A 17,945-nucleotide genomic window follows, 5' to 3' on the forward strand; every position below is an offset into this window, starting at 1 on the left:
AGAGATTAAATCTCTTCAGAAATTAATAATAATTGCTTATATGGCGACTCTTCATTAATAAATCCCCAATGTGTAAATATTTTAGGATCAGAATGCATGATTAATTGTTTCTTTTCTTTGATTGTTAGAGAAAATCCCTCAGCAGCTAATTTTCTCATTAATCTCGCTGACTCTTCAAACCTTGAAGCCATTGCATCTAGTGAAGTGCAATCACTAGTAAGGCCGGTTTCTTTCCAGGTGAAATAATTCATTAACTTTTATCCTTATAATGTAGAGCTTATTAAAAGACCCATCCATATTAGGACTAGATTGGTTAGCCAGAAATATTTGACTATTTGAGCTTCTTTGTTTCCTTTTAATTCATAGTGATGGTGCAAAGGGGACATTAAAAATAATCTTTTCCCTTTCCCATAAAATTTTTTAGTTATTTTAAAAGTACAAACTTGTAAAATTACGGAAATTGATTCAGCTACAAAAACTCCTCCCATTAATAGTAAAGCGAATAAACTATTAGTTAATAAAGCAACCCCACTTAAAGCTGCTCCCATAGAAAGAGATCCTGTGTCACCCATAAAAACTTTGGCAGGGTTTTTGTTATGAAAAAGAAATCCAAGCCAACTACCAGCCATCACTATACAAAAATAAGGAATTGAAAAATCGTTGTAATTCTCTCTGAGGATTAATTGTATGCTTATCCCTGTAAAAACTAACCCTCCACATCCAGCGGCTAGTCCATCTAGTCCATCCGTTAAGTTCGTTGCATTACTCTCTGCAAGTATTACAAATAAGCACAAAGGGATTATTAATAATCCTATTTCATAAGAATAATTTAAAAATAAATAGACATTCGAATTAATCCAATTTTCTGTTATTCCAACTTTTAAAAATAAAGACCCAATTGTTGCTTGTAGAAATAATTTATACTTTGCCGATAAACCTATATTTGTATTTTTTATTAAACTTTGACTATCATCAATTAATCCAATTAGCATAAATGCAATTGTTAACAAGCTGAGCAGCAAAATCTGATTATAATTAGCATTATTAATATTAATTAAATTGGCGATTAAAAGAGCTGTAGGAACTATTAAAAGTCCTCCCATAGTTGGGGTGCCAGCTTTTTTTAGATGATTTTGAGGACCTTCTTGCCTTATTATTTGTTTAAATTGAAAATTTTTTAATACTAATAATCCATATTTTGTTGCTAATCCAGAAAGAGTAGTTGATATAATTAGCAAACAGCTAAGTAAACTGCTTGCGGTAAATAAGTCTGTTAGTACACATGCGGTAAAAACTATGAATAATAGAAAAATAAAAGATATATTATTTTTATCTTTAAACCAATAAGTTATATTAGTTATTTTTTCAGATAAGGTCTTCAACTTAAAGTACTTACTAATCCGGGAAAAAATTTCATATACGAGCTATTCTTCCCATTCTTCTTCAGAGCTTTCATCTTCGTCCGTTTTATAGTCTTCTTTTTCGCCCATTAGTGCAGAGAGCTCTTCTTCTTCGATAGTACTTACTTCTTGATCTGCTGAATCTTCATCTGCGACTAGACGACCAGTTGATTCAAGCCAAGATAATAAATCTGGTTCTTCTCTTAATGGTAAAACTGGTGCTGGTTCTGTTCTGCCATAACGAGTTAGAGCTGGATTGATTTCATCTAATGCACTTAGGTCGATTTTTTCAAGATTGGCCATTACTGAATGTCGAGACCGACTAACTAACATAATGCATTAAGTATAGGTTTATTTCTTTTGTGTCCCTAAAGACTTCTTTAATTTTGCTGATTTGGGGCATTGCTTTGCTTACAAGCTTTGCTTTTAGATTTTGGGGCTTCATTCATCCGGATTCCTTTTTAATAAGACCATGGCTGATTTTTTTACTTCTTTTTGGCCCTTCATTTGTAATTGCTTTTGGGATATTTGTTTTTGGCTTTCGTGAAGCAGACAATTAATAATTAATGTTTTGGTCTGTTAACTAAGAGCAGGTTCTATTAGATTAAAAATCTTACATACTCTGGCTTTGAATTTTTTTCTATGCTTATTTGCTTTTATTAGCAATGCAGATGCAGCAGATGGCTTTGTATTTGGAAAGCATATTGAAACTTGGTTGATTTATACACTTGTTGTATTGGGATTGACTTTATTTGGTTATATGGCTGTTTGGGGCCTAGGTATTTTGCGAGATTTGAAATCTGGTCAGTCTATTAAGCAGCCTTGGGACTAGTACTTTTGTAGTTATTTTCGATTCTTCTCTTTCTTATGCATACTTTCTAGTGTTTAAAAGTTTAAACTTTTTGATAGGTGAATAATTTAAGCATGGTTAAAAAGGTTGTACTTGCTTATTCAGGCGGGGTTGATACGAGTGTTTGTATTCCTTTTTTGAAAAATGAATATGGTATTGAGAATGTAATAGCCTTTGCTGCGGATCTAGGGCAAGGAGATGAACTGGACGCGATTAGAGACAAAGCATTGTTAGCAGGCGCTTCTGAATCTCTTGTTGGTGATTTAATTCAGCCTTTTATAAAAGATTTTGCTTTTCAAGCTATTAGAGCAAATGCTCTGTATGAAGGCCGTTATCCATTGTCTACAGCATTAGCAAGACCACTGATTGCTAAGCATTTGGTTGATGTGGCAAGAAAATTAGGGGCTGATGCTGTTGCGCATGGATGTACAGGAAAAGGGAATGATCAAGTTCGCTTTGATTTAGCCATAGCGACCCTTGCTCCTGATCTGAAGGTTTTAACGCCAGCAAGAGAGTGGGGAATGAGTAGAGAGGAAACTATTGCATATGGTGAAAAATATGGAATTTCTGCTCCCGTTAGCAAGAAATCTCCTTATTCAATTGATTTAAATCTTTTAGGAAGGAGCGTAGAAGCAGGACCTCTTGAAGATCCTTTTGTTTGTCCACCAGAAGAAGTATTTGATATAACTTCTTCCATAGAAGAAGCACCTGATCAACCAGAGGATATTTTGATTGGTTTTGAAGAAGGTAATCCAGTTTCGATTAATGGAGTTTCTTTAGACCCTGTTGAATTAATGCGCAAGGCGAATTTGATTGCAGGAATTCATGGCTTTGGACGTATTGATATGATTGAAAATAGAGTGGTTGGAATTAAAAGCAGGGAAATTTATGAAACCCCTGGATTATTACTGTTAATACGTGCACATCAAGAATTAGAAAGCCTAACATTACCAGTTGATGTTATTCGTACGAAACAAATGCTAGAAATAAAATGGGCTGAATTGGTATACCAAGGACTATGGTTTAGTGCCTTAAAGGATGCTATAGATGGTTTTTTTGATCGAACTCAAAATGATGTAAATGGCTTTGTAAAGATCAGACTATTCAAAGGTAATGCAACAATTATTGGAAGAAAATCTAATACCAGTTTATATGTTTCCAATATGTCTACTTATGGAAGTGATGATAACTTTAAGCATAATGCTGCAGAAGGATTTATTTATATCTGGGGTTTGCCTAACAGGTTATGGGCGATGAGAAAAAAACAAAAAAATAAATAATTAGCTATCTTTTTCCTTTTTAGACTCTTCAGTTGCTTTGGCTTCAGTCTTTTTTTCTTCTTCTTTTTTTTCTACACCTTTGTCATCTGCCTTTTCTTCAATTTTTGCTTCTTCTTTTATTTCTTTTGTCTCTTCATCTTTCTTTTCCTCAACTTGTGTATTCGCTTTAGGCGTTGGAAGTGGGCCTTCTTGCTTAACAGTCAAATAACGAATAACATCTTCGCTTAATCTCATAGCTTTCTCCAGAATAGCTACTTGTTGGCCATTACCTTGATGACTTAATTGAACATAAATCCCCTCTTTATGCTTTGAGATTGGATATGCAAGTCGTCTTTTGCCACGCATTTGACTATCAAGAACCTGCACCTCAGCTTTTTTTAGAAGATCTGTATATTTGCTCAAATGACTTTCTACTTCGTCTTCAGGAATATCCGGACGAAGGATGTACATTGTTTCGTAATAGGTTGGATCAGACATAATTAAAGATTCCGACAGGGACTAAGGGCTCTTTTAATTGAGCGACGGATCTACCAGCTTATATCTTGATGGTCATTATTTTAAATTTGGATTTTGACAGCCTCACTAATTAGTGGAAGATCCGGCTCCTTTCCTTGTACGCATTCAAATACACAAAAGATAACTATTGCTAGTATTGAAATAAGAATAGTGCTCGAAAGCGTTCTAATTAAAAGACTACTCCCAACAGATTGAGATAAAATTTCGAAGATAAAACTTATAATTATTAATGAAATATTAATAAGTATTGCTTGCATAGCATTATATTTAATAAAATATGAAAACTTAGGATTTCTAACTACCGCGAAAATAAGAAGAATAAATATCAATAAGCTTCCAAATGGAATTATTCTTTCAAGAATTATTATCGGTAATGCAGGCAAGAATAAGAACTGAATGAAAGAAAAATCATTAATTAAGTATCTTCCAAAAGGTATAGCATCACTTAATGGAAGCATGTAGATAAAACTACTAAAAACTTTTTCCCAAAAACTTTTCACCATATCTTTGATTTTGCTGTAATTATTTATTCAAATATTTTAGTGCAGCTTGTCTCATAACTTCCGTTGGAATTTTCTCTATACCACTCCATAATTTTAATGATGCAGCCCCTTGCTCAATCAGCATTTCCAAACCATCGATTGTTTTGCAATTCTTTTTTGCACCATTTCTTAACCAATCAGTTGGCTTTGGTGTGTAAATCAAATCATAAAGAGTAGTGCTCTCTTTGAGGTTGTTCCAAATTTTTGGACCCAAAGGCATTTTCTGAGATGATTTTGTATTTTGAAACATGCCAACTGGCGTTGTGTTGACTATTAGATCAGCATTTTTAATATGTTGCTCAATTTCTTCATCTTCTTCAGACAGTCCTATTATTTCAATTGATTGATTTCTATTTAACATAAGTTTTGGTTCCATTTCTTTTATAAATTCTTTTACTTTATATTTATTCCTAGAAACTATAACAAATTGTTCAAAGTCCAGCAGCTTTGCTCCTATTAAAACAGCTCTTGCACTACCTCCACATCCTAATATTATCACTTTTTTCTTTTTCCAATCTCTATCTTTTAAAGGAGCTATAAAACCGTCTATATCTGTGTTGGAACCATTCCAAGCACCTTTTCTATTTGCTACTAGTGTATTGACCGCGCCAATTTGCTGCGCTGTTGAAGTTACTTTTTCACATAGCATTATCGCTTCTCTTTTATGCGGAATGGTGATATTTAATCCGACACATTCCATTTTAAGTAAGGCATTTGTAACTTCTTTAAGATCTTCAGGTTTACAAGGTATTGCTAAATAAGACCAATCAAGATTCATTTCTGAAAAAGCAGCATTATGAATAACAGGAGAGATTGAATGCCTGACTGGGTTACCTAGTACGGCTACAAGTTTTGTTTGACCTGAAATTGTGCTCATTGATTTTTTGTTTGATGATCAGGATGCGTAGCTGTTCGGGAACCACGCCTCGCCTCTAAGTGGGCTCTCTGACGAGGATATCTCTGTTAATGAAAGATGCATTCATTTAGGAGCTAGGTACTCATGGCGAAAGTTGTTGGTATTGATCTTGGAACAACTAATAGCTGTGTAGCTGTTATGGAAGGTGGTAAACCAACAGTTATTGCAAATGCTGAAGGTTTTAGGACCACTCCATCAGTAGTTGCTTACACAAAAAATCAGGATCAATTAGTTGGCCAGATTGCTAAGCGGCAAGCTGTAATGAATCCTGAAAATACATTTTATTCTTCTAAGAGATTTGTTGGCCGTCGAGTTGACGAGGTAAATGAGGAATCTAAAGAAGTTAGTTATGGAGTAGAAAAAGCGGGTTCTAACGTGAAATTAAAATGTCCAATTCTAGATAAGCAATTTTCGCCAGAAGAAGTTAGTGCTCAAGTTTTAAGAAAACTTTCAGAAGACGCTGGTAAGTATCTCGGTGAAAATGTTACACAGGCAGTCATCACTGTTCCTGCATATTTCAATGATTCTCAAAGGCAAGCGACAAAAGATGCAGGGAAAATTGCTGGTTTAGAAGTTCTCAGAATTATTAATGAACCTACTGCTGCTGCTTTAGCTTATGGATTAGATAAAAAAAGTAATGAAAGGATCTTAGTATTTGATTTAGGAGGAGGTACTTTTGATGTTTCAGTGCTTGAAGTTGGAGATGGAGTATTTGAAGTTTTATCCACTTCTGGAGATACTCATCTTGGAGGAGATGATTTTGACAGGGTTATAGTTGATCATTTGGCCGCTACTTTCAAGGCGAATGAAGGAATTGATTTAAGACAAGACAAGCAGGCATTACAAAGACTTACTGAAGCAGCAGAAAAAGCAAAGATTGAATTATCTAATGCAACTCAAAGTGAGATCAATTTACCTTTCATAACTGCAACACCTGAAGGTCCTAAACATTTAGATTTGAATTTAACCAGAGCTAAATTTGAAGAATTAGCATCTAATTTGATAGATCGTTGCAGAGTACCAGTTGAGCAAGCTCTTAAAGATGCAAAGTTATCTACTGGCGAGATTGATGAAATTGTGATGGTAGGTGGATCAACACGTATGCCTGCTGTTAAGGAACTTGTTAAACGTGTTACGGGTAAAGATCCTAATCAAACTGTTAACCCTGATGAGGTCGTTGCAGTTGGAGCGGCAATTCAAGGAGGTGTTCTTGCAGGTGAAGTTAAAGATATTCTTTTGCTTGATGTCACTCCTCTTTCTTTAGGTGTTGAGACTCTAGGTGGAGTAATGACAAAAATGATTACACGGAATACAACTGTACCTACAAAAAAAACAGAAACATATTCAACAGCTGTTGATGGTCAAACAAATGTAGAAATACATGTTTTGCAGGGTGAGAGAGAAATGGCATCAGATAACAAAAGTTTGGGCACTTTTCGTTTAGATGGAATTCCTCCTGCTCCGCGAGGCGTTCCCCAAATTGAAGTTACTTTTGATATTGATGCAAATGGAATTCTAAGTGTTAATGCAAAAGATAAAGGTAGCGGGAAAGAGCAAAGTATCTCTATTACAGGTGCTTCAACTCTGTCTGATAACGAAGTAGAAAAAATGGTTAAAGATGCAGAAGTTAATGCTTCTGTTGATAAGGATAAGAGAGAGAAAATAGATATTAAAAATCAAGCTGAAACACTTGTTTATCAAGCTGAGAAGCAAATGAGTGAATTAGGAGACAAAATTGATGAAGAGGCAAAGAAAAAAGTTGAAGATAAACGAATTAAACTTAAGGAAGCTACAGAAAAAGATGATTTTGAAACAATGAAAACTTTGCTAGAGGATTTACAGAAGGAATTATATTCATTAGGTGCTTCTGTTTATCAGCAAGCTAACGCTGCTTCCGAAGCTGCTGAAGGTACAGGAACTAATACCAATACTTCTACAGATGGAGATGATGTAATTGATGCTGAGTTTACAGAAACTAAATAATATTATTTTGCATTAATTTTTGTACTTCCTTTCCTACCCACTCAGCACAAGCTGGAGCTAGCAATAAACCATTTCTGTAGTGACCAGTATTTATTATTAAATTCGGTTCCAGTGTTTCTAGAATTGGTGCAGGTTTGCCAATCGGTTTTGCACGTACTCCTTCCCAATGTTTTTCGAAAGATGCTTTTTCAATAAAATTGGATCTATTCGTAGCTAAGTTTTTCATTGCTAATAAATTTTGAGGACTTCCCATTGCTCCGGTTTCTACAGTCGCACCAATTGTTATGATTTGATTGTCACTCACTATCAGATTAATACCATTTACTGAGAGAACAGCAGGCCATTTTTCTAAGTTTAAATCTTCTTTAAAACGTAGTCTTAATGCTTGTCCTACAACTGGTTCCATGTCTACGTTATGTCCTAGTGGTGCTAATAATTTCTGACTCTCTAATGCTGCACAAATAATAACAATGTCGTATACATGTTTATTTTCATCGGATAAAAATACCTCCCATTTTAATTTATTACTTTCACTAAACCTTTGAAGAGCAATTACTTTTCTTGATATTAATGAGACATTATATTTATGTAATTTATTTTTTAATAAGTGCATTAATTTTAATGGATTAATTCTTCCATCTTGATATGAAATTAGACCTCCCAAAATATTCATATTTAACACCTTTGAAAAATATTCAGTTGAAATTTTATCTATATGTTTAATCTTAAAAGATTTTTTATTTTTAATTAATTCTTCTATATATTCCTTTTCTTTTTTTGAACTTGCTAGACGAATTAGTGGACACTCTATTTTTAAATCATCTTTCTCGGTACATATTTCTTGGATTATTTTTGGCCATAAGAGCATACTTCGCCTTCGAAGTTCAAAGCTTCTTCCTTTTGATTTCTTGTATATATTTCCCATCAATACGCCTAAGGAAGCTTGAGTTCCATTTAGGTTCGAAGACAGGCTTGATTTTTTACCAAAGCTTGGATCAACTATCGTTATATTATGCCCTTCTTTTGCTAGTTCTAATGCAGTAGTGCATCCAACGATGCCACCTCCAATAACAGCGATTTCACTACATCTCATGGATTTAATCAGTGTTTATTTTTAAGCAGAGATGTTTGGAATCACTAGTAATTTTATCTCCTTATTTGGCACTAGATGCTATGAGCGAGAGAATGAAATTTTAAATCTAAAATACTTGAACTCGACGAGTGTAATTTTGCAATTCATTTGCCCGGATCGACCAGGTTTGGTCAGTGAATTATCTGGATGGGTTGCTAAAAATAATGGAAATATATTTCATGCAGATCATCATACTGACTTAGGAGCGGGTCTTTTCCTGAGTCGAATTGAATGGGATCTAGCAGGTTTCTCTATAGAAAGAAATCGAATCAGGAAAGAAATAGGCATTTTATCTGAAAAGTTAAATGGAAAAGCACAATTAAATTTCTCTGATGAAATTCCAAAGGTAGCTATTCTTGTTAGCAGGCAAAGTCATTGTTTATTAGATTTACTGTGGAGAGCTAGTAGTCGAGAGTTGAAAATGGAAGTCCCTCTTGTAATTTCAAATCATCAAGACTTAGAAAATTTGTGCAATGAATTTCATATCAACTTTAAATATGTGCCTGTGGATCCTCAAAATAAACGTCAAAGTGAGAAGATAATATTAGATCTTCTTTTAGAACATGATATTCAAATCACAATTTTAGCTAAATATATGCAAATTTTAAGTAGCGATTTTTTAGAGCAAATTTCTTCTTGTATTAATATTCATCATTCTTTTTTACCAGCTTTTAAAGGTGCTCAACCATATCATCAGGCCTGGGATCGTGGAGTAAAACTTATAGGAGCAACCGCACATTATGTCACTAAAGATTTAGATGGAGGGCCAATTATCGAACAATCCGTAGCTCAAGTTAGTCATCGAGATGAAGTAGCAGATTTAGTTAGAAAAGGACGAGATTTAGAGCGTATAACTCTTGCGAATGCTGTGAGATTGCATTTATGTAGACAAGTAATGGTTTATCGCGGAAGGACTGCGGTATTTGCATGATAAAAATTGATAGAGCACATATCGTTCAATCACTTTCTACTAATCGTGTAGGTAGTTACTTCTTTCAATTTGGCCTTTTCCTACTTCCATCAAGTGCTTTATTAGGATCAATCTTTTTATTAAGTTCTAGTTTTATAAAACCTTGTCATAGAGAGATTTCCTTTTGGGAAGACAAATGGAATTATTTATTAATATCAACTGCGCTTTTAATGATAATTGGATGTTTTCATGCGTATTCAGGGACTTTGGCTTGGCTTGGACTGGCTAATTGGATTCCTCTTTTTTGGTGTTTTTGGGGATTTCAACCTTATCTTCGGACTCCAGACTTAAGAAGACGTTCAGCATATTGCTTGATTCTTGGTACTGTACCTCTTTTGATTACCGGATTTGGAGAGTTATGGCTTGGTTGGGATGGTCCTTGGCAAACATTTAATGGTTTGATTATTTGGTTTATTAGTGCTGGTGGTGAGCCGGAGGGACGTTTATCAGGTTTATTTGAGCATGCTAATTATGCTGCTGCTTGGTTAGTAGTAGTTTGGCCATTGTCTTTAGCTGCCTTGATTCAGCCTTTCTTAAATTTAAGGAAACGAAGTTTTGTATTTTGCTTCGTCATGGCAGTTTTTATTGCACTTGTCATGACAGATTCTCGAAATGGTTGGGGAGGATTAATATTCGCTATTCCTTTTGTATTAGGACCTATTAATTGGACTTGGTTCTTACCTTTATTTTTTATCATCTTATTACCAATTGCTTTGGCAGTACTTCCAGGAATTGATACTGGTCTTCAAGAATTAGCAAGAAAAATTGTTCCAAAACATCTGTGGTCTCGCTTAAATGATATGAGATTTGTTGACTCTAGACCAATTGAAGGAACTCGTCTTGCTCAGTGGAATGTTGCTTTTGGACTTATTAAAGATAAACCTTGGTTCGGTTGGGGTGCCGCAGCTTTTTCAGTTTTATATCCGATACGTAAAGGTTTGTGGCATGGACATGCGCATAATTTGCCTATTGAATTAGCTGTATCTCATGGATTGCTCGTTTCTATATCTATTGTGGGAATGGTAGCTTCTTTGTTAATCATTGCTTTGCTGCGTGGTGTTTTAGTAGTTAATCAAAATCGAAATATAGACAATGATAATTTAAGTTTTGATAGAGCATGGTGGACATCTACTTTTTTACTTGTTTGTTTTCATGGTACGGATATGCCTTTTTTTGATAGTCGCATTAATCTTGTTGGATGGGTTTTATTAGCAGGGTTAAGATCTTTAATATATTCACAAAAGCTAGAATCAAGAAATAGAGCTTAAAGGGTTATTCTTTTACTTCCATTGAAGATATTTATTAATTTATTTATATTCTATTTTTTGATCAAGTTCCATTCTTATTTGTCTTTCATAAATTGATGATTCATTGAATATCCGTGCAATGACAAAACTAGTTATACAAGTAATTAAAATAGGTTTTAATATAAGAAGATCCTTAGTCAAAGCAAAAGCTAGAAACATTGCTGTTATAGGTGTTCTTGAACAAGCAGATATAAATCCGCCCATTCCAGCAAAGACATAGGTGCTAGGTATATGCCCAGTAAATAGTTCGATTGAATTCCCACAAGCTAGGCCAATTGATCCTCCTAGAATTAACATTGGATAAAACAAACCACCAGGTGCGCCTGAAGCTGCAGCTATTCCTGTACTAATAAACAAAACAATAAATGTGCCTAATGCCATTGATATTGTTGCTTCACCTTCGGCAATTAAATTTTGCAGTCCTCCTAAGTGGTGAAAATCTTCAGGAAGGAAAGAGAATATCCCACCAAGGACAATTCCACTCAAGACCATTCTTAAAACAAGTTTATTCCCAAACCAAATATGTCCTTGTTTTTTCATTATGAGGAGGTAACGGCAATATATTTCTGCTAGTACACCAATTATTATTCCTAATATGATTAAGTAGCCTAGATCGATAGGAAGGAAGTCTACAGAGGGCGAATACTCTCGCTGCAATTGAAAACCTAAAACATTATCAAAACCTCCAGCTTTAGGGTCTAGACCAATACTTTGCAATACATCCGCCCAGGTATCAGCCCAAAAAGTTGTGACTACTACTAATAGGAGAACTATAGGCTTGGCCGAATTTAATAATTCTTCTATCGCGTAAATGAACCCTCCTATTGGGGCACTGAAAATTGCTGCGATTCCTGCCCCGCCACCAGCGGCGACAATTACGCGTCTAAATGCTACAGGAGCTTTCAACCATTGAGCCATTTGCCATGCGACAGAGCCACCCATTTGAACTGAGGGACCTTCTGGTCCTAATGGAAAACCACTTCCTATCGCAACAATTCCTGCAAATAATTTCACTAGACCAACTTTTAATCCCATAGGTACAGGCTTATGTCGCAAAAAAGCAATTATTTGACTAACGCCGGAACCGCTTGCAGCAGGAGCAATCTTAGCTATTAAGAGTCCAGAGATAAGACCTCCCATTCCGCCAAGAGTTGGCAGAATAAACCAGACAGGGAATTTCTCAAGAAGGTTTAATCTCCAATCATCTAAGGCATGAACGCCTGTTTTAAAAAGAACTCCAGTTAATGCTGCACCTAGACCGGTAAGTGCTAAAGCACAAATAACTACAAACCATCGTTGTTGTAATAATCTACGAATACTCCGATTAGATATCTCAGCCATCATCTAATTAACTTTCAAGAACTTGACTTTTGATTTTTCCTTGGGAATTATCTATGTGCCCTTCATTTTCAAATCCGGGAATCTCATTGAAATTTAAGTATCTATATACTTCATTTGAAATGGGTTCGATTCTTTTTGCTGCAATCGACTGATATTCATTAGGCGTTGGAATATATCCAAGTAAAGCACATACTGCTGCTAATTCTGCACTACCTAAATATACTTGTGCTCCTTTACCTAGTCGATTATTGAAATTACGAGTACTAGTTGAAAATACTGTTGTATTATCGTCTACCCTAGCTTGGTTACCCATGCATAAGGAGCAGCCTGGCATTTCCATTCGGCTTCCGGCATTTTCGAAAATTTTATAATAGCCTTCTTGTTTTAATACTTCTTCGTCCATTCTAGTAGGTGGACAAATCCATAATCTTGCTTTCGCTTTACCTGCTCCTTCTAGTATTTTTGCGGCTGCACGATAATGTCCAATATTCGTCATACAAGACCCAATAAATACTTCATCAACAGAATCACCAGCAACTTCACTTAGTAGTTTGACGTTATCAGGATCATTAGGACAGGCAAGAACTGGCTCTATTAATTCATCGAGATTAATCTCTATTTTTTCTGAGTACACAGCATCTTTATCAGCTTTTATTAATTGTGGATTAGCCAACCATTCTTCCATTGACTTAATTCGTCTATTAATTGTTTTGTGATCTTCATAGCCTCTACTAATCATATTTTTTAATAAGGAGACATTACTTCTTAAATACTCTCTAACTGTTTCTTCTGAAAGTTGAATAGTACATCCTGAACATGATCTTTCTGCGCTTGCATCAGTTAATTCGAATGCTTGTTCAAGCTTTAGATTAGGTAGTCCTTCTATTTCCATTATTTTTCCATTAAATACATTTATTTTGTTTGCTTTTTCTACTGTTAAAAGTCCTTTCTGGATAGCTGTCCATGGTATTGCGTTGACTACATCTCGTAGGGTGATTCCTGGTTTTAGAGAGCCTTTGAAACTGACTAAAACTGATTCAGGCATATCCAGAGGCATTGCACCTATTGCTGCTGCAAAGGCTACTAATCCCGAGCCTGCAGGAAAAGAAATACCTAATGGAAATCTTGTATGACTATCTCCACCAGTTCCCACGGTATCTGGCAGTAGCATTCTATTTAGCCAACTATGAATTATTCCATCTCCTGGACGAAGTGCAACGCCACCTCTTTCAGAGAAGAAATCAGGTAACTCTTTTTGCGTTTTTATATCAACAGGTTTTGGATATGCGGCAGTATGACAAAAGCTTTGCATTACTAAGTCTGCGGAGAAACCTAGACAAGCTAGTTCTTTCATTTCGTCTCTAGTCATTGGCCCTGTTGTATCTTGACTGCCTACTGTGGTCATGACTGGTTCACAATTTGTTCCAGGTAAAACACCACTCAAGCTACAAGCTTTTCCCACTATTTTTTGAGCTTGAGTGTAACCGTGAGAAGGTTTTGTAGGCTGGCTTGGTCTAGTGAAAATATCAAGAGGATTTAGACCTAATCGTGTTCGTATTTTGTCTGTTAATGCTCTTCCAATCATTAATGGAATACGTCCACCTGCTCGAACTTCATCACTGATTGTGCTCGGTTTTAAATTAAATTTTGTTATTGAATTGTTATTGCTGGAATTATTTCTAATTACTCCTTCATTTGGTTGAATTGTGATGATATCTCCGTTTTTCAAGCTAGTAACATCACATTCGATTGGTAATGAACCTGCATCTTCAGCAGTATTAAAAAATATTGGAGCAATTTTTCCACCTAAAATTACTCCTCCTGATCGTTTGTTTGGTATGTAAGGTATATTTTTTCCTATATGCCAGAGTACTGAATTAATTGCTGATTTCCTTGAACTACCTGTTCCAATAACATCTCCTACATATGCAATTGGATATCCTTTTTTCTTTAAATCTTTAATTTGTTCTAATGCGTCAGGAATTCTATTCTCAAGCATTGCCAGAGCATGTAAAGGAATATCTGGACGTGTCGTAGCATGAGTGGCTGGAGATAGATCGTCAGTATTAGTTTCCCCATCAACTTTGAATACAGTTACAGTAATTTCATTTGGTAATGCTGGTTTTGATGTAAACCATTCTGCTTTTGCCCAACTTTGAATGACTTTCTTTGCAAAAATATTAGTTTGAGCTAACTCTATTATTTCATTTACTGTGTCATAAACTAAAAGAATGTGACTCAAATTATTAGCTGCGCAGTTTGCGAGCTTTTCATTTTTATTTTCTAGTATTTCGACTAAAGCAGACACGTTATAACCACCAACCATCGTTCCTAAAAGATCTATTGCTTCTAATGGAGTGACATTTTCTGTTTTTGTGGAGCCTTGGGCTACTGCACTTAACCATGAAGCTTTTACATACGCAGCCTTGTCAACTCCAGGGGGTATACGATTTTTTAAAAGGTTCAGAAGAAAATCAAGATTATTTTTGTCAGGAGCTTGCTCTAGCAAAAAAGTAAGCTCTTGAACTTGTTCAGCAGTTAATGGAAGCGCTGGAATACCTAGCTTTTCTCTCTCTGAAGCTGATTTAAGATAATTGGTTAGCATTGCTTATTTTATTTATTTAATTTTATGTTGCGTGTAGATAGATGCCGAATTGCAAGTGAGAAGTGTATTCATATTGTATTTTCCTTAATCTTATTGTGTTGATGAAGGAAAGCATTCAATGAGTCTTGCATCAGATCTTCCTCTGATAGATAACACAGCAGATCTTCATGTGGTTGAGACACGTCCTTTAGTGCCTCCTATTTTGCTTCATCAAGATTTACCTATTGATAAGAAAGCGGTTGAGATTGTTACTCAAACACGTAAAAGGATCCAATCTATCCTTCAAGGTACTGATAATCGAATCCTTGTGATTGTCGGACCTTGTTCTGTTCATGATATAGAAGCTGCTAAGGATTACGCTGAGCAGCTAGCGGTTTTGAGGAATCGTTTTCAAGACAAGCTTGAAATTGTAATGAGAGTGTATTTTGAAAAACCTCGTACGACAGTTGGATGGAAAGGATTAATAAATGATCCTCATTTAGATGGTTCATATGACATTAATACAGGTTTAAGAAGAGCTCGTTCATTGCTTTTGGATTTATCAAATATAGGTATGCCAGCAGCAACAGAATTACTAGACCCTGTCGTTCCTCAATACATAGCAGATTTAATAAGTTGGACTGCAATTGGTGCTAGAACTACAGAAAGTCAAACTCATAGAGAAATGGCATCTGGGTTATCAATGCCAATAGGTTATAAAAATGGAACAGATGGAACTGTTAAAATTGCCGCTGATGCTATGCAGGCTGCATCTAGACCGCATCATTTTTTAGGAATTAATCAAGAAGGGTCTGCGTCAATTGTTACCACGACAGGCAATCCAGACGGTCATATTGTTTTAAGAGGAGGAGCTAAAGGAACAAATTATCACCTTGATGCAGTAGTTGAGGCAGCCGTAGAATTAAATAAAGCAGGTCTGATAGATCGAGTAATGGTTGACTGTAGTCATGGGAATTCAAATAAAGATTATCGTCGTCAGTCTGAAGTCCTTCGAGCTGTTGCTACTCAGATTAGTCAAGGTTCAAAACATATTATGGGAGTAATGATTGAAAGTCATCTTATTGAAGGTAATCAGAAACTGTGTGCAGATTTGTCCCAACTCAAATACGGTCAAAGTGTTACTGATGCATGCATTAATATTCAAATGACAGAAACCTTATTATCTGAATTGGCGGCTGTAGTCAAATAGTTAATTTTAAATGTGTTATTTAATTACTAATCATCAATACCCACAATGAAGAGACTCCTAATGGAACTGTTAAGTTATCAATGCCCCTAAAGCTAATTTGTTCAAGTAGCACAGCTATAGCAGTGATTATTAATAATTTTAATGGATCGAAAAATTCTCCGGTTAGATAAACCATTATTGAAAGCACTAATCCACTTACTATTCCCATAGTTAAAGTTCCTGCGGTGGATTTATTTTGACCAAAAATCAGCCAAGTAGGAGATTTCAACCCTTTCCCGATTAATCCTGCCAAACCATCACCTAGAGCCATAATTAGAACCCCTGCTGTTACTGCCGCTGAATTATTAGGCCAAAATAAAATAATTAACAAAGTTATACTTATACCGTAGAAAATAGTTCCATAGCTTTTCCTTTCAATATCTTCCATGCTAGATATTATCCTAAATCGATGATTAATATATAAAGCTAAGGAGATAGAAGCACAGATAAATATCGCAAGTTCTTTGCTAACTTCTATTAACCATGCAAAAGGAATGATAGGTCCGCTACCAATATGAATTATCTTTCGAACTAATTCTTTATTATTAGGAAATTTCTTTTGACAAATCCATGAAATTATAAAAATAATGATTAACCATGTAAAAATTACAACTATAAGATTGACGTTTGCCAAACTATTCCTCAAGCAGCTCGTTGATGTGTAGTCATTACTCTTAATTTCAGAATAGCTTTAGCTTCTAATTGTCTGACCCTTTCTCTTGAAACATTAATTTGCCTACCAATTTCAGCAAGGGTTAAAGGTTCTTCTCCATCTAGCCCAAACCTTAATCTCATTATTTTTTGCTCTCTTTCATTTAATTGAGATAACCATCCTCCTAAATGTTCTTTCTGAATACTTCTATCCATACCTTCCATAGGTTCATCATAATTTGGATCTGGAATTAATTCCCCTAGTGTGCTTCTATCTTCTTCACCCCTTGCATGAGCGTCTAGAGATGCACATGGAGCACTTTGAGCGATTAAGTCTTCAAGATCTTTAGGCTCTATACCCATAGCACTTGCAAGTTCTAATCTATTTGGTTGTCGGCCAAAGCGATGTGCTAACTCTCGCGTTATACGACGCATTTTAGATAGCTTTTCACTGATATGAATAGGTAGTCGAATAGTACGAGCACTATTGTCAATTGCTCTGGTCATTCCTTGTCGAATCCACCAATAAGCATATGTAGAAAACTTATAGCCCATAGCTGGGTCGAATTTATCTACCGCTCTTTCTAAACCAATGGCTCCTTCTTGAACTAAATCAAGCAATTCAAGTCCTTGATTTTGATATTTTTTTGCAACACTTACAACCAGTCTTAGGTTGGCAGCCATCATTCGATCACGAGCACGTTTGCCCATGCGAATTTGATGTTTTTGGCGCGTTGTTCTTTCCTCGTCAGCAGTTTCTAATAGTTTTTTCATGGCTTGTACATGATGTGCAAGCTCAATTTCTTCTGCTGCAGTTAACAAAGGAACTCTTCCAATACTACTTAAATAGAATCCAATAGCATCAGTACCTAAGCGACCAGAAGATTTATGCGGGCTTTTTGCAGCCTGACTACTTCGATTACTCTTCTGCGCCCCTTTGATTTTCGAGGCATTTGGCAAAACAGGTTTATCTGCAGGTACTTTAGAAGTACCATTTACAGACTCCAGAGGGATCCCCATCACCCTGGCCTCCTATATTTATTTAGTTTGAAGTTAGCACTGAAAATGCAAACTTGATCAAATGAAACGAAAAACTTTCGATAGACCTATAAATTGTTGCATTAATCACCTTCGATTAGGTAAAAGACGCAATTAAAATAGCTAATATTTAGAAGAAATAGAATGTCAAGGTTCACTTCAATAGAGAATGAGCCTAATTCGTTT

At 35.5% G+C, this 17,945-nt stretch carries 18 protein-coding genes; 7 read left to right on the forward strand and 11 right to left on the reverse strand.

Annotated features, from left to right (window positions below; translation table 11 throughout):
* Positions 1-5: 5 nt before the first annotated feature.
* From SOI85_RS06370 to SOI85_RS06380, 3 genes are read right to left on the reverse strand one after another with little or no spacing between them, the layout of a single operon-like run.
* Positions 6-251 (reverse strand): hypothetical protein, encoded by a 246-nt coding sequence (locus tag SOI85_RS06370; protein WP_320663575.1) that lies wholly within the window; start codon positions 249-251, stop codon positions 6-8.
* Between the two features lie 12 nt (positions 252-263).
* Entirely contained in the window at positions 264-1,382 is a 1,119-nt protein-coding gene (mraY, locus tag SOI85_RS06375) for a phospho-N-acetylmuramoyl-pentapeptide-transferase (RefSeq protein ID WP_320663576.1), read from the reverse strand.
* Between the two features lie 42 nt (positions 1,383-1,424).
* On the reverse strand, positions 1,425-1,703 hold the full coding sequence (locus SOI85_RS06380) for a DUF3134 domain-containing protein (protein WP_320663577.1): 279 nt from the start codon (positions 1,701-1,703) through the stop codon (positions 1,425-1,427).
* A 59-nt stretch (positions 1,704-1,762) separates the two neighbouring features.
* On the opposite strand from SOI85_RS06380, the gene SOI85_RS06385 reads away from it, so the two are divergent.
* The 3 genes from SOI85_RS06385 (at position 1,763) to SOI85_RS06395 (ending at position 3,530) form a co-directional block, all read left to right on the forward strand.
* The gene (locus SOI85_RS06385) at positions 1,763-1,960 is read left to right on the forward strand and encodes a hypothetical protein (protein WP_320663578.1); all 198 of its coding nucleotides are present in this window, start codon (positions 1,763-1,765) and stop codon (positions 1,958-1,960) included.
* 68 nt (positions 1,961-2,028) lie between these two features.
* On the forward strand, positions 2,029-2,232 hold the full coding sequence (locus SOI85_RS06390) for a cytochrome B6 (RefSeq protein WP_320663579.1): 204 nt from the start codon (positions 2,029-2,031) through the stop codon (positions 2,230-2,232).
* Between the two features lie 92 nt (positions 2,233-2,324).
* Positions 2,325-3,530, forward strand: coding sequence for an argininosuccinate synthase (locus SOI85_RS06395; RefSeq protein ID WP_320663580.1), 1,206 nt, complete (start codon positions 2,325-2,327; stop codon positions 3,528-3,530).
* Here SOI85_RS06395 and rpsF read toward each other — a convergent pair whose 3' ends face one another.
* The 3 genes from rpsF to SOI85_RS06410 all read right to left on the reverse strand — a co-directional run bounded on the left by rpsF (position 3,531) and on the right by SOI85_RS06410 (position 5,465).
* Positions 3,531-4,007 carry a 30S ribosomal protein S6 gene (rpsF, locus tag SOI85_RS06400; RefSeq protein WP_320663581.1) on the reverse strand — a complete coding sequence of 159 codons (477 nt, stop codon included), beginning with the start codon at positions 4,005-4,007 and terminating at the stop codon, positions 3,531-3,533.
* 80 nt (positions 4,008-4,087) lie between these two features.
* Complete coding sequence (locus SOI85_RS06405; RefSeq protein ID WP_320663582.1) at positions 4,088-4,549, reverse strand: Tic20 family protein; 462 nt, start codon at positions 4,547-4,549, stop codon at positions 4,088-4,090.
* Positions 4,550-4,568: 19 nt separating this feature from the next.
* Entirely contained in the window at positions 4,569-5,465 is an 897-nt protein-coding gene (locus SOI85_RS06410; protein ID WP_320663583.1) for a shikimate dehydrogenase, read from the reverse strand.
* Positions 5,466-5,588: 123 nt separating this feature from the next.
* Between SOI85_RS06410 and dnaK the strand changes: the two genes are divergently transcribed.
* Positions 5,589-7,487, forward strand: coding sequence for a molecular chaperone DnaK (gene dnaK, locus SOI85_RS06415; protein WP_320663584.1), 1,899 nt, complete (start codon positions 5,589-5,591; stop codon positions 7,485-7,487).
* On the opposite strand, the gene SOI85_RS06420 is transcribed toward dnaK, so the two are convergent.
* Entirely contained in the window at positions 7,480-8,580 is a 1,101-nt protein-coding gene (locus tag SOI85_RS06420; protein WP_320663585.1) for an FAD-dependent oxidoreductase, read from the reverse strand. The two genes, dnaK and SOI85_RS06420, sit on opposite strands and share 8 nt — an antisense overlap.
* A gap of 115 nt (positions 8,581-8,695) precedes the next feature.
* Between SOI85_RS06420 and purU the strand changes: the two genes are divergently transcribed.
* Positions 8,696-9,550 (forward strand): formyltetrahydrofolate deformylase, encoded by an 855-nt coding sequence (gene purU / locus SOI85_RS06425; protein ID WP_320663586.1) that lies wholly within the window; start codon positions 8,696-8,698, stop codon positions 9,548-9,550.
* Positions 9,547-10,857, forward strand: coding sequence for an O-antigen ligase family protein (locus SOI85_RS06430; RefSeq protein WP_320663587.1), 1,311 nt, complete (start codon positions 9,547-9,549; stop codon positions 10,855-10,857). Before purU ends, SOI85_RS06430 begins: the two co-directional genes overlap by 4 nt.
* 39 nt (positions 10,858-10,896) lie before the next feature.
* Here the strand turns inward: SOI85_RS06430 and SOI85_RS06435 are convergent, their stop codons facing one another.
* Positions 10,897-12,237, reverse strand: a complete 1,341-nt coding sequence (locus SOI85_RS06435; RefSeq protein WP_320663588.1) for a ClC family H(+)/Cl(-) exchange transporter — start codon at positions 12,235-12,237, stop codon at positions 10,897-10,899.
* Positions 12,238-12,244: 7 nt separating this feature from the next.
* Positions 12,245-14,842, reverse strand: a complete 2,598-nt coding sequence (acnB, locus tag SOI85_RS06440) for a bifunctional aconitate hydratase 2/2-methylisocitrate dehydratase (protein ID WP_320663589.1) — start codon at positions 14,840-14,842, stop codon at positions 12,245-12,247.
* A gap of 118 nt (positions 14,843-14,960) precedes the next feature.
* Here acnB and SOI85_RS06445 point away from each other — a divergent pair, with 118 nt between their 5' ends.
* Entirely contained in the window at positions 14,961-16,031 is a 1,071-nt protein-coding gene (locus SOI85_RS06445; protein WP_320663590.1) for a 3-deoxy-7-phosphoheptulonate synthase, read from the forward strand.
* Positions 16,032-16,050: 19 nt separating this feature from the next.
* Here SOI85_RS06445 and SOI85_RS06450 read toward each other — a convergent pair whose 3' ends face one another.
* Positions 16,051-16,704: a dolichol kinase gene (locus SOI85_RS06450; protein ID WP_320663591.1), complete on the reverse strand. Its 654-nt coding sequence runs from the start codon at positions 16,702-16,704 to the stop codon at positions 16,051-16,053.
* An 8-nt stretch (positions 16,705-16,712) separates the two neighbouring features.
* Positions 16,713-17,741, reverse strand: coding sequence for an RpoD/SigA family RNA polymerase sigma factor (locus SOI85_RS06455; protein WP_320663592.1), 1,029 nt, complete (start codon positions 17,739-17,741; stop codon positions 16,713-16,715).
* Between the last annotated feature and the right edge of the window lie 204 nt (positions 17,742-17,945).

This window comes from Prochlorococcus sp. MIT 1223 (genome assembly GCF_034092465.1).
Classification (GTDB): domain Bacteria; phylum Cyanobacteriota; class Cyanobacteriia; order PCC-6307; family Cyanobiaceae; genus AG-402-N21.